Source organism: uncultured Tateyamaria sp., assembly GCF_947488715.1.
Classification (GTDB): Bacteria; Pseudomonadota; Alphaproteobacteria; order Rhodobacterales; family Rhodobacteraceae; genus Tateyamaria.
Window position 1 is genome coordinate 344,999 of the sequence record NZ_CANLAG010000001.1, and the last position, 14,361, is coordinate 359,359.

A 14,361-nucleotide genomic window follows, 5' to 3' on the forward strand; every position below is an offset into this window, starting at 1 on the left:
GACGTCGCTACCGTCCGGGCAGAGCAACGGAGGGTGCGATGCAAGAGTGGCTGGACAAGAGCGCAAGTGATCTGGGGCGGGCCATCGGGGCCGGAGAGGTGGATCCTCTGGCGCTGACCCGCGCGTATTTCGAGCGCATTCATGCGCATCCGTTGAAGGACCGCATTTATGCGCGGCTGACCGAAGAGCGCGCGCTGGCCGAGGCGGAGGCGGCGTCGGCGCGGGCGGCATCGGGGCGGCGGTTGTCGCCGCTGGACGGGGTGCCTGTCAGTTGGAAGGACCTCTTTGATACCGCAGGGACGGCAACGGAGAGCGGATCGAAACTGCTCGCAGGCCGGGTGCCGGATACGGATGCGGTTGTGCTGGCCAATGCGACGGCCATGGGGCTGGTGTGCCTAGGCAAGACGCACATGAGCGAGCTGGCGTTTTCGGGGTTGGGGTACAACCCGTCCACGGCGACGCCGCCTTGTGTGAATGATGAGGGCGCTGTGCCGGGGGGCTCGTCCTCAGGCGCGGCGGCGTCGGTGGCCTTTGGGCTGGCGGCAGCGGCGATCGGGTCCGACACGGGCGGGTCGGTGCGCATTCCGTCGGCGTGGAACGATCTGGTGGGGCTGAAGACCACGGCGGGCCGGGTGTCGATCGAGGGGTGCGTGCCGCTGAGCCTGAAGTTTGACACGGTGGGGCCGCTGACGCGGACGGTGGAGGATGCGGCGGCTTTGCTGGCCGCGCTGGAAGGTGGGCGTGCGCCGGATCTGCGGGGCGCGACGCTGGCGGGCAAGCGGTTTGCGGCGTTGCAGACCGTGGTTCTGGACGACCTGCGGGATGCGCCGCGCGCGGCCTATGAGGGGGCCGTTGCGCGGTTGCAGGCGGCGGGCGCTGTTGTCGAGCCGCTGGAGGTGCCAGAACTGGTTGAGGCGATGGCCAATGCCGGGCCGCTGGTGCCGGGCGAGGTCTACGGGTTGTGGCGGGATGTGATCGAGGCCAATCCGGGTGCGATGTATGGCGAGATCCTTGAGCGGTTCCGGTTGGGCAACGGGTTTTCGGCGCCGGATTACAGTGCGGCTTGGGCGCAGTTGGACGGTGCGCGGGCGGCTTGGGATCGGGCGGCGGCAGGGTTTGATGCGGTGTTGGCACCCTCGGCCCCGATCCTGCCGCCCAATCTGGCGCGGTTGAACAGCGACAGTGAGTATTACAAGACCGAGAACCTGCTTGCCCTGCGGAATACGCGGGTGGGCAACCTGATGGGGCTGTGTGCGCTGAGCTTGCCCACGGGTGTGCCGAGTTGCGGCATCATGCTGATGGGTGCGCCGGAGTGTGAAGAGGCGTTGTTGCGCGTGGGAGTAGCGGCGGAGGCTGCGCTGGCGTGAGGGCGGGGCGGACGCGCGTTGGCCCCTGACGGGGCAACGACGCCCCGCCCACCCTCCCGCATGGGCGCGAAAGCCACAGGTTTTGGCCATGGGGTGTGGTTTTTCTGGACGCGAGTCCGCGCCTTGGGGTAGGTTGGGGCAAACGGGGCGTTCATGATCCCGAACCTGAGGCAGTTTTATGAAGTTTCCCGAGCGGTTTTCGAACCTTCCGGCTTATGCATTCCCGCGTTTGCGCGCGCTGTTGGACCACCACACCCCCGGCGGGGACGTGGTGCATATGACCATTGGCGAGCCGAAACATGCGTTTCCAGCCTGGGTCACAGATGTGATTGCCGCGCACGCCGCTGGGTTTAACAACTATCCCCCGAATGAGGGTTTGCCGGAGTTGCGGCAGGCGTTTTGCGATTGGCTGGGCCGCAGGTACGGCGTGGCGATGGATGCGGATGCCAATGTGATGCCGCTGAACGGCACGCGTGAGGGGCTGTATAATGCGGGCATGGCGCTGTGCCCGGAGGTCAAAAACGGGCAGCAGCCGGTCGTGTTGATGCCAAACCCGTTTTATCAGGTTTACATGTTGGCGGCGATTTCGGCGGGGGCGGAGCCTGTGTTGGTGCCTGCCACGGCGGAGAGCGGGCATTTGCCGGACTATGCGTCGGTTGATCCTGAGATCCTTAACCGGACGGTGGCCTGTTACATGTGCTCGCCTGCGAACCCGCAGGGGGCTGTGGCGGGGCCGGAGTATTGGCGGGACCTGATTGCGCTGGCTGAGAAATACGATTTCCAGGTCTTTGCCGACGAGTGCTATTCCGAGATTTACCGCGATGTGCCGCCTGTGGGCGTGTTGCAGTGCATCGGTGATGCGGACCCGGAACGAGTGGTGGCGTTTCATTCGCTGTCCAAGCGGTCGAACCTGCCCGGGTTGCGGTCGGGGTTCATCGTGGGTGGGCCTGCGACGATCCGCGAGGCCAAGCAGCTGCGCACCTATGCAGGTACGCCGTTGCCGACGCCGTTGCAGCATGCAGCCGCCGCCGTGTGGGCGGATGAGGCACATGTGAAAGACAACCGGGCGCAGTATCACGAGAAATACGACATGGCGGACCGCATCCTGGGCAACGTGCCGGGATATGCCGCGCCGGAGGCCGGGTTTTTCCTGTGGTTGCCGGTGCCGGATGGCGAGGCCGCCGCGCTGAAGCTGTGGCTGGAGACAGGTGTGCGGGTTCTGCCGGGTGCCTATCTGGCGCGTGAAATCGACGGGTTCAATCCTGGTGACGCATATATCCGGGCCGCGCTGGTGGCCCCAAAGGCAGAGACGGAGCGGGGCCTGATGGCGATCCGCGACGTTCTTTACGCCACATAAGAAACGAGGACGAGGCATGGCATATCAAACACGGCGCGACCCGCTCTTTGATCAAGGGATGCAGGCGGCGATTGAAAAGCGCAGTCGCGAGCTGATCGGGATCGGCTTGCTGATTGTTGGGTGCATGGCGGCGGCCATGATGTTGAGCTATTCGCCGGATGATCCGAACTGGATGGCGTCGACGGATGCGCCGGTGCAGAACTGGATGGGCCGCACGGGCGCGTCCGTGGCTGCGCCGATGTTCATGATTGCGGGTTGGGGTGTCTTTGGCATTGCCATCGTGCTGTTGGTCTGGGGTGTGCGCTTTGCTCTGCATATGGGCAATGACCGTGCCGTGGGGCGTTTGATCTTTGCCCCGATCGCGATTGCGTTTGGGTCGATCTATGCGGCCACATTGCAACCTGATGCGGCCTGGCAGGCGACGCATGGTTTTGGGCTGGGCGGGCTGTTTGGCGACACGGTCATGGCCTTTTTACTGACGGCATTGCCGATTGGATCCGCGTTCACGGTCAAGCTGATGTCGCTTGTCATGGCGGCGGGTATCGTTCTGTTCGGGGCTTTTGTGCTGGGGTTCACCCGGCCCGAAGTTCTGCGCATTGGGCGGTTCCTGCTGGTGGGGCTGGTGGTGGCCTATGCGGGTTTGATGACGCTTTTGGGGCACGGTGCCAGTGGCGCGGTGCAGGCCGGGCGCGTGATGCAAGCGCGTCAGGCCGAACGGCGCGCGCAACGCGAGATCGAGGCCGCGGAGGCCGAAGCCTATGCGGCGACCGTGCCGCAAATGCAGGACTATGCGGAGCCTGAGCCGGAGCCTGAGGTGGCGAAGCCCGGTCTTCTGGGCCGTATGCCTGCCTTGATCAAGCGGCCCGAGCCTATGCCGACCGAGATGCCTGACCCCGAGCTGGTTGAGACGTGGAGCGATGTGGATGTGGGCGATGGCCCCGGCGAAGAGCGGATCAAGAACAAGATTTCGGATGTGATCAAATCGCGGGTGCGGACCAATCCGGCAGTACAGATCGAAAGCGTTGCGCCGTTGACCAAGGGACGTGGGCGTGGGCCGGAGCCACTGGTTCTGAACACAGCACCGCAGCCGGTGTTGCCGCCCGAACCGCCGTTGACGGCACCTACCATTGCGCGGGCCGAGCCGCCGCTGACAGCGCCCGTTGCAGCACCCGTGCCCATGCCGGAACCTGTGGCGCAGGTTGCGCCGGTGCCCGAGCAACTGGCTGCGCCAATGCCCGAACCGGTGCCCGCGGCCCCCGCGATCCCGGTGGCCGAGCCGCGCAAAGTGGTGCAGCAGCCTGTGCGCAAGCCGGTGCAGCCAAGCCAGCGCGCGCAGCTGGAGGCGCAACCGGCGTTGAAATTCGAGGACACGCACCCCGGTTTTGAACTGCCGCCGCTGAACCTGTTGGAAAACCCGGTCGAGATCAAACGTCACCACCTGAGTGACGAGGCGCTCGAAGAAAACGCGCGGATGCTGGAAAACGTGCTGGACGACTATGGCGTCAAGGGCGAGATCGTGTCGGTGCGCCCCGGCCCCGTGGTCACCATGTACGAGCTGGAGCCCGCGCCCGGTTTGAAAGCCAGCCGTGTGATCGGGTTGGCCGATGACATCGCACGGTCCATGGCCGCCCTGTCGGCGCGTGTGTCGACGGTGCCGGGCCGGTCGGTCATTGGCATCGAACTGCCCAATGAGAACCGCGAAAAGGTTGTCTTGCGCGAGATCCTGTCGAGCCGGGATTTCGGCGACAGCAACCAGAAACTTCCGCTGGCGCTGGGCAAGGACATTGGCGGTGATCCGGTTGTTGCGAACCTGGCCAAGATGCCTCACCTGCTGATTGCGGGGACCACCGGGTCGGGTAAATCCGTGGCGATCAACACCATGATCCTGAGCCTGCTGTACAAGCTGACGCCCGAGGAATGCCGGTTGATCATGATCGATCCCAAGATGCTGGAACTGAGCGTCTATGACGGCATTCCGCACCTGCTGTCCCCCGTTGTGACCGACCCGAAAAAGGCGGTTGTCGCCCTGAAATGGGTCGTGGGCGAGATGGAGGAACGGTATCGCAAGATGTCCAAGATGGGCGTGCGCAATATCGACGGCTACAATGGCCGGGTCAAAGAGGCGCTGGCCAAGGACGAGATGTTCAGCCGCACGGTGCAGACGGGCTTTGACGATGACACGGGTGAGCCGGTGTTTGAGACCGAGGAATTCGCGCCCGAAGCGATGCCGTATATCGTCGTGATCGTGGACGAGATGGCCGACCTGATGATGGTGGCCGGCAAAGAGATCGAGGCCTGCATCCAGCGTCTGGCACAGATGGCGCGGGCGTCGGGTATCCACTTGATCATGGCGACACAGCGCCCGTCGGTGGACGTGATCACCGGTACGATCAAGGCGAACTTCCCCACCCGGATTTCGTTCCAGGTGACATCGAAAATCGACAGCCGCACCATTCTGGGCGAGATGGGCGCCGAGCAACTGCTGGGTATGGGCGACATGTTGTACATGGCGGGCGGGGCCAAGATCACCCGTTGCCATGGTCCGTTCGTGAGCGATGAAGAGGTCGAGGAAATCGTGAACCACCTCAAGGCCTTTGGCGCGCCGGACTATGTGTCGGGCGTGGTGGATGGGCCGTCCGAGGACAAGGAAAGCGGGATCGACGAAGTGCTGGGTCTGGGTGGCAACACCAATGGCGAGGATGCTCTTTATGATCAGGCGGTGGCGATTGTCATCAAGGATCGGAAGTGTTCGACCAGCTATATCCAACGTAAGTTGGCCATCGGGTACAACAAGGCGGCGCGCCTCGTGGAGCAGATGGAAGACGAAAGTGTGGTGAGCAGTGCGAACCATGTCGGGAAACGCGAAATTCTCGTTCCGGAACAATGACAAGGCGGGAACATGTGCGGTGCAATTCCGCGCATGTTCGGCCATTGATATCGCATAACCGGCCCGTTCGTCCTATATCGTGACCAAAGACGATTTATTGAGGACGAACAGGTATGCGTATCACGACAACTCTTGCGGCGGCCGCTCTGGCGGTGGGCACGGCAACCGGCGCGTTGGCGGAAAAACTGCCGCTTGGGCAGATTTCAAACTATCTGAACGATCTGCGCACGGCCGAGGGCACGTTCACGCAGATCAACGACGATGGCACAATCGACACTGGCACGATCCGGATCAAGCGCCCCGGCAAGATGCGGTTCGAGTACAACGCCCCCAACAACGGGCTGGTGATCGTGTCGGCCAATGCCGTCTATATCGTCGACAAGAAGTCGAACCAACCGCCCGAGACCTACCCGCTGAAGCGGACGCCTTTGTCGCTGATCCTGGCGCGCAATGTGAACCTGTCTCAGGCGAACATGGTCACGGGCCACAGCTTTGACGGGACGGCCACGGTGGTTACGGCGCAAGACCCCAAGAACCCGGAATACGGCAACATCCAGATGAAGTTCACCGGCAACCCCGTGCAACTGCGCCAATGGGTTGTGAATGACAGTGGCGGCGGTCAGACCACTGTTGTGCTTGGGGAATTGGAAACAGGCGGCACGATCCCGAACCGCCTGTTCAATGCTCCGCAGGGCCGGTCGAACTAGACCTTAGCAGGACCGCAATTGCTGGGCATAGAGGTCGGACCGTGCGTCGACCTCACCCGCCACGCGCACGAGCCAAGGCTTGCCCCGATAGCTGCCGCGACGGTAGCCGGTGCGCCCTTCGTGATAGGCAAGGTACTGGTTGCGGGCGTCTGTCACCGGCACGCCCAAACGCGATTGCGTTTCGATCATGTACCACCCCATAAAGTCTGACGCGTCGCGGATGCGGTCGCGGCGGGCGGATCGTTTACCGGTGGATTGGACATATTCATCCCACGTGCCGTCGAGGGCCTGGCTGTAGCCATAGGCGCTGGACAGACGGCCCGTCGGAATGACGCCAGCCGCGTAGCGAAATGGCGGGCGCGCATCCGAGATGAATTTGCTTTCCTGATAGATGGTCGCCATTTGCACGTGCACCGGCACGCCGTATTTGCGCTCGACGGCCTTGAAGGCCCTCAGGTATTCGGGGCGCTCGCGGACAATGGAACACGCGTTGTCCAGCTGGCGCGGGGCCGTGCCGGATCCGCCACCACAGCTGGCGGCCAAGAGTACCAATGCCAAAGCGCGAAAGAGTCTGCTCATCTGCCTCACTCGCTATTTTTATATGTTTTGCGGTATTCTAGCGGAAAATCGCGGATGAGGAAATCACGAAATGTTATAGCACGGCGGCGAGGATCAGCGGCAATGCGCCGACGGAAATCAAGGTCGATGCAACAACCAGACCAGCGACAGCCTGCGCGTCGGCGCCGTATTTTTCCGCGATGAGGTACGAGGTGACAGCCACGGGCGTTGCCACCTGAAGGACAAGGACCCCGAACGCCACGGGATCCAGCTCGAAATAGCGCCCCACTGTCCAGGCGATGCCGGTGCAGGCGGCCAGTTTCAGCGTGGAGAGTACGGCCGCGCGCATCAAACCGCGGCCCGACAGGCGCGCCACTGCAACGCCGAGGGTGATCAGCATCATCGGGATTGCCATTTGTCCCACCAAGGTCAGCGTGTTGGTGAGAAAGACCGGTGTTTGCCACCCTTGCCAGAGAAACAGCGCGCCCAGCACGGTCCCCCAGACAAGCGGTTCGCGCAGCACCTTGCCAAAGGCACCGGACCCAGCCACCAGCCAGATGCCAAAGGTGTAGGACCACAGGGCCATGATCGCAAAAACGATGATCGCATAGCTGAGGCCCGCATCACCAAAGGCAAACAGAGCAAGCGGCAGGCCCAGATTGCCCGTGTTGCCAAAGATCAGAGGTGCGGCGTAGGTGCGCGTCTCGAGCCGGCCCAACCGCACGAAAAGCAGAAACAGAATGGTCACCGCCGCATATGCCACGACCGATGCCAGCGACAGGGCGGTCAACGCAGCAGGGTCGATCCGGGTCTGCATCAGCGACACAAAGATCAGGCAAGGCAGCGAAAGCGTCATCGCCAACCGGGTGACAAACTGGATGCGATATTCCAGCCCAACCCGCACCCAGGCAAAGCCGATCCCGGCCAGCAGGAACACGGGCGCGACGATCTCCAGGACTGTTACGGTGAGGTTCACAGACTGTTTCCAGCAAAAACGTGCTCAATTATTGGACAAGTGTCCCTTGCAACGTGTAGTCACGGACGTTAGGGGGCGCAACGCTATGCTGAGAACACGCGCAAAATATCACTTGGGCCAGGTCGTCCGCCACAAAAAGCACCCCTTTCGCGGTGTTGTCTTTGACGTGGATCCTGAGTTTTCCAACACCGAGGAATGGTACGAAGCCATTCCCGAGGACAGCCGCCCCAAGAAGGCGCAGCCGTTTTACCACCTGCTCGCAGAGAATGACCAAAGCTATTACGTGGCCTATGTGTCAGAGCAGAACCTGGTTGCGGACTATTCCGGCGAACCGGTAGATCACCCGGATATTCCCGATCTCTTTGGTCCGTTCGAGGACGGGACTTACCCGCTGCATTTCCAATTGAACTGAGGTGAGGTGCGCCCAGAGGGCACACCCTACGTAGGGTGCGCATTTACTGCGCACCGCACGCCCGTTCAGTAGCCCAAGGCGCAGCCGTCTTTGCGCGGGTCGCTGGCGCCTTCGAGGACGCCATCATCACGTATCTGGATCGCCTGCGCCCCGCCGATCGCGGTGTCGGGGATGCTGACGTCGTGTCCTAGATCGCTCAGGTCTGCGCGCACGGCGTCTGTGTAACCGCGCTCGACCTTCATGTTGCCTGCGTCAGAAAACGCACGTGGCGCGTCGATTGCCGTTTGAGGGTCCATGTCGAAATCCACGATGTTCGACACCAGCCGCGCGTGACCGTTGGGTTGGTATGCGCCGCCCATCACCCCAAAGGGCATAAACGGTTTGCCGTCCTGCGCGAGCATGCCGGGGATGATCGTGTGCATGGGCCGCTTGCCGCCCTTGAGCTCGTTTGGGTGCCCGTCTTCGAGTGTGAAACCAGCGCCCCGGTTCTGGAACAGGATGCCATATTTCTCGGATGCGATGCCCGACCCGAACCCGTGGAAGATCGAATAGATCAGCGACACGGCCATGCCGTCCCGGTCGACGACACAGATATAGATCGTGTCCTTGTGCACCTGTTCGCTGAGCGGTGCGGGTGCGGCCATCGCCTTGTTCGGGTCAATCAGAGCGGCAAGCCGGGCGGCGGTGTCGGGTGACATCATGTGGTCCAGCCGGGTGGTATAGTCCGCATCGCCCAGGAAACGGTTGCGCGCGTCATAGGCCAGCTTCGCGGCTTCGGCCTCGATATGCGCGCGGGCGGTGCCCATGGGGTCCATCGCGGCGATGTCGAAATGGGCGAGGATGTTGAGCATCAGGTTAGCCGTCGCACCTGTGCCGTTGGGCGGATGCTCGATCAGGTCGATGCCTTTGTAGGGGCCACTGATCGGGGTCGTGTCGGTGCAGGCGGTTGAGGCAAAGTCTTCGGCGGTGTGCACCCCGCCCTTGGCGTTGAGGGCGGCGATCATGTCGTCCGCGATCTCGCCTGTGTAGAAAGCGTCGCGACCGTGTTTGGCCACCTGTTCCAACACACGCGCCTGACCGGGCGCACGGAATATCTGTCCGGACTTGGGCACTGCGCTGTTGTGCAGAAAATGGGTGCGCGCGCCGTCCTGCAAGGTGTCCGCGTCATTGATCCAATCGAACGCAACGCGCGGCGCCACTGGCACGCCTGCGTCGGCGTAGTGGATGGCGGGTGCCAGCAGACGGTCGATCCCGAGTGTGCCGACACGGTCTGACAATGTGCAAAAGGCGTCTATTGCGCCGGGGACCGTGACTGCGTGAGGGCTATGGATCGGCACCGTGCTGTGCCCTTGTGCGCGGAGCGTTTCGGCGTCCAGTGCGGCGGGTGCGCGGCCTGATCCGTTCATGGCTTGGATGCCGCCGTCGGGCGTGGACCACAAAACAAAGCAGTCGCCGCCGATGCCCGTCATTTGCGGTTCGCAGATGCCAAGCAGCACAGCGCCAGCAATTGCCGCGTCCATGGCATTACCGCCTGCCTTGAGGCTTTCAATTGCAGTTTGTGCAGCCAGAGGGTGCGACGTGGCACACATGCCGGACGTGGCCAGGACGGGCGAGCGGCCCGGTAGGTGGAAATCGCGCATGTGTGGGGTCCCCTTGCTGTCGCACAGTGACGGCAAGGTAATTGCGTGCCGCAGATTGTCCACTGGATAGTTGGGGAAGAAGTTCCTCGGCGCCACGCACTGGGTGGGGGCAATTAGACGCGGCGCCGAGGGAAGCCATATGCAGCTACAAGGTCATGTATGCCGGTGGATCGTGGCAGGAATGTGGTGCGCGGTGGGCGCTTTTGCGAATTCTCGCGGCCCTGCGTTTTTTGTGTCGTGTAAGGATGGCCCCTCAGGACACTGCAACGGCCAGACGGAGCGTCAGGTGATTCTCCGGCTCTACCCGTTGATAGGCGACATCCTTGGCCAGGTCCTTGATCAGGAACCAGCCAAACCCGCCCTCGGGCATGTCGCACAGATCGACATCCAGGTTGGCCGCCGCGCCAAGCGGCGTTTGCCCGTCGGGCATTCCACGGCCATGATCAACCACCGTGAGATGCAAGCCGTCCTTGGCGTGCATGCAGGTGATGTGAATTGGTCCTGCGGGGTCACTTGGGGGATAGGCGTGTTCAACGATGTTGTTCAGCGCTTCTGCCATCACCAGCTCGACCGTGCCGGATTCTTCCACGTCCAGCGCCAGAGGGCCGAGGCCATCCAGCAGCTTTTGCAAAGCCTCCCGAACAGCCATTTCGCTACTTTGCACCGAAATCCGGAAGACGGGGAGTTGCGAGATGAGAGACATGGCGCGGTCCTTTAACATGGACGACAAATCAGGGGTTCAATTCTTTCAGGGCCCCGTCGAGCGTGGGAAATACACTGAATACACTGTCCATACGGGTCAGGCGGAACACCTTGTCCACGGTCGGTGTCAGCCCGGCCAGCGCCAGTTTGCGGGCAGGTCCCATGTGTTTCATGGCAGCGACGATAGCGCCAAGCCCGCTGGAATCGATGAACTGCACCTCGCTGAGATCCAACACCACCGTGTCGTCGCCCCCATCCGTCGATGCGCGCATCGCGTCCTTGAATTCGATTGCGACGGCCGCGTCTATGCGGCTGTCATGAACCGACACAACCTGTAAGTTGTTTTCTGACCTGGTTCGAAGATCCATGCGCGACCCCTTGAAATTCTGTAGTTACATTGTGTCTCTAGACGCCAATCCTTACCAATCAGTTGCCACCAGCCTCAAAGGAGCGAATTGACATGAAACCTGTTGTGATTGCGGGAGCCGCACGGACCCCGATGGGCGGTTTTCAGGGCGCATTTTCCGGTATGACCGCCGCCGACCTGGGCGGGATTGCAATCAAGGCGGCGCTGGACGGTGCCGGTGTCGAAACGGTCGATGAGGTGCTGATGGGCTGTGTCCTGCCTGCGGGGCAGGGTCAGGCACCTGCGCGTCAGGCGGGGTTTGCCGCCGGGCTGACAGACGCAGTGCCAGCCACAACGCTGAACAAGATGTGCGGGTCGGGCATGAAAGCGGCGATGATGGCGTTTGATCAGATCGCACTTGGTCATGCGGATACAATGGTTGCGGGTGGAATGGAGAGCATGTCCAACGCCCCATATATGCTGCCCAAGATGCGGGATGGCGCGCGGTTGGGCCATGGTCAGGTTGTGGATCACATGTTTCTGGACGGGCTCGAGGACGCCTATGACAAAGGGCGTTTGATGGGCACGTTTGCCGAAGATTGCGCCGAAACCTATCAGTTCACGCGCGAGATTCAGGACGACTATGCGCTGGCGTCTCTGTCGCGGGCGCAAACGGCCATCGAGACGGGTGCATTCGAGGGCGAAGTCACGGCCGTCACGGTCAAGACGCGTAAGGGCGAGACCCTTGTGGCGGCCGACGAGCAGCCGGGCGCGGCGCGCCCTGACAAGATCCCACAGTTGAAGCCCGCGTTTCGCGATGGTGGGACCGTTACAGCGGCCAACGCCTCTTCGATTTCCGACGGTGCTGCGGCGCTGGTACTGGCATCTCAAGAACAGGCCGAGGCCAATGGCATGACGATCCGTGCGCGCATTCTGGGCCACGCGAGCCATGCGCAGGCGCCCGGTCTGTTCACGACCGCGCCCGTACCCGCCGCACAAAAGCTGTTGGATCGTATCGGCTGGCGCAAGGAAGACGTGGACCTGTGGGAGGTGAACGAAGCCTTTGCCGTTGTGCCGTTGGCGTTCATGCGCGAAATGGGTCTGGATCACAGCGTGGTCAACGTGAATGGCGGGGCCTGTGCGCTGGGACATCCGATTGGCGCGTCCGGTGCACGGATCATGGTCACGTTGTTGAATGCCTTGGAAAAACGGAACTTAAAGCGCGGTGTCGCCGCCATTTGCATCGGTGGTGGCGAAGGCACGGCCATCGCAATCGAGCGTACCTGAGGCCGCTTGGACAGCACGATCTGAAGGAAGACGACATGGTAGACTACGACACCCTGGCGGCGACGCTGGACAGCCTGACGGCTGGCGAGACCGACGAGATTGCGCTGATGGCCACCGTCGTCTGCGAGGTACACCACAGCGATCAGCGATTCGACTGGACGGGTTTTTACCGCGTGACCGAACCCGAACTTCTCAAGATCGGGCCCTATCAGGGTGGTCACGGCTGTTTGCATATTCCGTTCTCGCGCGGGGTGTGCGGTGCAGCGGCCCGGACCGGAGAGGTGCAGATCGTGGCGGATGTGGATGCCTTTGCCGGTCACATCGCCTGTGCCTCGTCCACCCGTTCAGAGCTTGTTTTGCCGGTCCGAAATGCAGCCGGAAACATCATCGCCGTCTTTGACATCGACAGTGATCAACCGGACGCGTTCACGTCCGAAGACGCTGACCGATTGGGCCGCATTCTGGATGGAATCTTTGCCGCTGCGTGAAAAACAAACTTGATTTTTCATACAATGTGACCTTACGTGAAATTCAGAGAGGGAATTTCACGGACGATGCTGCACACCAATCCGACAATCGCGCATAGCCTGGGTGCCGATCTGCGTGCATTGCGCAAATCGCGCGGCATGACGTTGCAGGATATGGCGAGCGCGCTGGGCCGGTCCGTCGGGTGGGTCAGCCAGGTTGAGCGCGACCTGTCAGAGCCGTCGATCACCGACCTGCGCCACATTGCAGCGCAACTGGACATTGCAGTGTCTACCCTGTTCCGTCGTGGCACGGCACCGCAGGACGAAGAGGGATATGTCGTGCGCAGTGGTGCGCGGCGGCCCATCGGGTCCCGCACTGCCGGTCTGGTCGAAGAGTTGTTGTCACCGGATCTGACAGACGATTTCGAGATGGTGCATTCCACCTTTGAACCGCACAGCCGCATCGACGTCGCCGTCACCCGCCCCACACAAGAGGTCGGGTATCTGGTGTCGGGCCGGTTGGACCTTGAGATCGGCGGCACGCTCTACACCATCAACCCCGGAGACAGCTTTCGCATTCGCGGCGAGCCGTTCCGCTGGATCAATGCCTATGATGCGCCTGCGATTGCCATCTGGGTGATCGCGCCACCGGTCTACTGATGAGTTTCGAGGGCTGGGTCATATTCGTGCTGTTTTGGGTGGTCTTTGTGACCACACCGGGACCCAACGCGGTCAACTGCATCAACAACGGCATGGTCCTTGGCTTTCGCAAGGCGTTGGTGGGTGTGTTGGCGATCCTAACGCAGGCATCGGCCTTTTTGATCCTGTCGGCGCTGGGGATCACTGCGTTGATTGCGGCGTCGCCAACCGGGTTTTGGCTGGCCAAGCTGATCGGTGCCGGTTTTCTGATTTATCTGGGCGTGCGTGGGTGGATGTCTGCGTCGAACCCGCCGCCGGCTGCGGACCCATCAGGCCGGTCCGTGTACCTCAAAGCGTTGGCCATTGCCACGATCAACCCCAAGAGCGTGGCGGGTTACCTGGCCGCGTTTTCGCAATTCGTGCAACCGGACGTGCCGATCTGGAGCCAGATGTGGGTGATCCTACCCACGGCGCTGACCATCACCGCGCTGAGCTATTGCGGCTTTACCGCGCTGGGTGCGGGTCTGGGCCGTGCGGCGCTGGGCGCTGTTTTCAATGTCTGGTTCCGGCGCGTGATGGCTGTGTGCTTTGTGATCTACGGTGCGCTGCTTGGGGCATCGTCAACACCGGGGAGAGCCTGAGATGCAGGGAAGCTGTTTATGCGGGGCTATCCGCTACACGGTCGAGGGCGAGGCCGGGCAACCTGCCAATTGCCATTGCAACCAGTGCCGCAAGCAATCGGGCCACACATGGGCGTCATCCTATGCGCCTGACGACAAGATCACGATTGAGGGTGAGGTCCGTTGGTACGCGGCCAGCGACACGGCAAAGCGCGGCTTTTGCCCCACCTGCGGAGCCTTCCTGTTCTGGAAGGACCACTCCGAGGCGTGGATGAGCTTTTCCATGGGGTCCATTGACGGCCCCTCGGGCCTGCGTTTGCGCGCCCACATCTTCACCGCCGACAAGGGCGACTACTACGACATCGCGGACAACGTGCCGCAAAGGGAGACCTGAAC

15 protein-coding genes are annotated in these 14,361 nt (G+C 62.1%); 10 read left to right on the forward strand and 5 right to left on the reverse strand.

Features of this window, described 5'->3' with window-relative positions:
• The first annotated feature begins 38 nt into the window (after window positions 1–38).
• From Q0936_RS01665 to Q0936_RS01680, 4 genes are all read left to right on the forward strand, one after another.
• Window positions 39–1,367 carry an amidase family protein gene (locus tag Q0936_RS01665; protein ID WP_299297412.1) on the forward strand — a complete coding sequence of 443 codons (1,329 nt, stop codon included), beginning with the start codon at window positions 39–41 and terminating at the stop codon, window positions 1,365–1,367.
• A 178-nt stretch (window positions 1,368–1,545) separates the two neighbouring features.
• The gene (locus tag Q0936_RS01670; protein ID WP_299297413.1) at window positions 1,546–2,724 is read left to right on the forward strand and encodes an aminotransferase class I/II-fold pyridoxal phosphate-dependent enzyme; all 1,179 of its coding nucleotides are present in this window, start codon (window positions 1,546–1,548) and stop codon (window positions 2,722–2,724) included.
• Between the two features lie 16 nt (window positions 2,725–2,740).
• Window positions 2,741–5,611 (forward strand): DNA translocase FtsK, encoded by a 2,871-nt coding sequence (locus Q0936_RS01675; protein WP_299297414.1) that lies wholly within the window; start codon window positions 2,741–2,743, stop codon window positions 5,609–5,611.
• 113 nt (window positions 5,612–5,724) lie between these two features.
• On the forward strand, window positions 5,725–6,318 hold the full coding sequence (locus Q0936_RS01680) for an outer membrane lipoprotein carrier protein LolA (RefSeq protein WP_299297416.1): 594 nt from the start codon (window positions 5,725–5,727) through the stop codon (window positions 6,316–6,318).
• Window positions 6,319–6,321: 3 nt separating this feature from the next.
• Here the strand turns inward: Q0936_RS01680 and Q0936_RS01685 are convergent, their stop codons facing one another.
• Together Q0936_RS01685 and Q0936_RS01690 are read right to left on the reverse strand one after the other, a co-directional pair.
• A complete protein-coding gene (locus Q0936_RS01685; RefSeq protein WP_299139140.1) occupies window positions 6,322–6,897 on the reverse strand; it encodes a lytic transglycosylase in 576 nt (191 codons plus the stop codon).
• Window positions 6,898–6,970: 73 nt separating this feature from the next.
• Window positions 6,971–7,852: an AEC family transporter gene (locus Q0936_RS01690; RefSeq protein ID WP_299297417.1), complete on the reverse strand. Its 882-nt coding sequence runs from the start codon at window positions 7,850–7,852 to the stop codon at window positions 6,971–6,973.
• A gap of 85 nt (window positions 7,853–7,937) precedes the next feature.
• On the opposite strand from Q0936_RS01690, the gene hspQ reads away from it, so the two are divergent.
• Window positions 7,938–8,264 carry a heat shock protein HspQ gene (gene hspQ / locus Q0936_RS01695; protein ID WP_299139138.1) on the forward strand — a complete coding sequence of 109 codons (327 nt, stop codon included), beginning with the start codon at window positions 7,938–7,940 and terminating at the stop codon, window positions 8,262–8,264.
• A 65-nt stretch (window positions 8,265–8,329) separates the two neighbouring features.
• On the opposite strand, the gene Q0936_RS01700 is transcribed toward hspQ, so the two are convergent.
• The 3 genes from Q0936_RS01700 to Q0936_RS01710 all read right to left on the reverse strand — a co-directional run bounded on the left by Q0936_RS01700 (window position 8,330) and on the right by Q0936_RS01710 (window position 10,974).
• Complete coding sequence (locus Q0936_RS01700; protein WP_299297418.1) at window positions 8,330–9,904, reverse strand: gamma-glutamyltransferase family protein; 1,575 nt, start codon at window positions 9,902–9,904, stop codon at window positions 8,330–8,332.
• A 253-nt stretch (window positions 9,905–10,157) separates the two neighbouring features.
• On the reverse strand, window positions 10,158–10,607 hold the full coding sequence (locus Q0936_RS01705; protein WP_299297419.1) for an ATP-binding protein: 450 nt from the start codon (window positions 10,605–10,607) through the stop codon (window positions 10,158–10,160).
• Between the two features lie 28 nt (window positions 10,608–10,635).
• Entirely contained in the window at window positions 10,636–10,974 is a 339-nt protein-coding gene (locus Q0936_RS01710) for an STAS domain-containing protein (RefSeq protein WP_299139135.1), read from the reverse strand.
• Window positions 10,975–11,066: 92 nt separating this feature from the next.
• On the opposite strand from Q0936_RS01710, the gene Q0936_RS01715 reads away from it, so the two are divergent.
• The 5 genes from Q0936_RS01715 (at window position 11,067) to Q0936_RS01735 (ending at window position 14,359) form a co-directional block, all read left to right on the forward strand.
• Window positions 11,067–12,239 (forward strand): acetyl-CoA C-acyltransferase, encoded by a 1,173-nt coding sequence (locus Q0936_RS01715; protein ID WP_299297421.1) that lies wholly within the window; start codon window positions 11,067–11,069, stop codon window positions 12,237–12,239.
• 35 nt (window positions 12,240–12,274) lie between these two features.
• Window positions 12,275–12,727 carry a GAF domain-containing protein gene (locus Q0936_RS01720; RefSeq protein WP_299297422.1) on the forward strand — a complete coding sequence of 151 codons (453 nt, stop codon included), beginning with the start codon at window positions 12,275–12,277 and terminating at the stop codon, window positions 12,725–12,727.
• 66 nt (window positions 12,728–12,793) lie between these two features.
• Complete coding sequence (locus Q0936_RS01725) at window positions 12,794–13,366, forward strand: helix-turn-helix domain-containing protein (RefSeq protein WP_299139129.1); 573 nt, start codon at window positions 12,794–12,796, stop codon at window positions 13,364–13,366.
• Window positions 13,366–13,986, forward strand: a complete 621-nt coding sequence (locus tag Q0936_RS01730) for a LysE family transporter (protein ID WP_299297423.1) — start codon at window positions 13,366–13,368, stop codon at window positions 13,984–13,986. Before Q0936_RS01725 ends, Q0936_RS01730 begins: the two co-directional genes overlap by 1 nt.
• A 1-nt stretch (window position 13,987) precedes the next feature.
• The gene (locus Q0936_RS01735) at window positions 13,988–14,359 is read left to right on the forward strand and encodes a GFA family protein (RefSeq protein ID WP_299297424.1); all 372 of its coding nucleotides are present in this window, start codon (window positions 13,988–13,990) and stop codon (window positions 14,357–14,359) included.
• Window positions 14,360–14,361 lie beyond the last annotated feature (2 nt).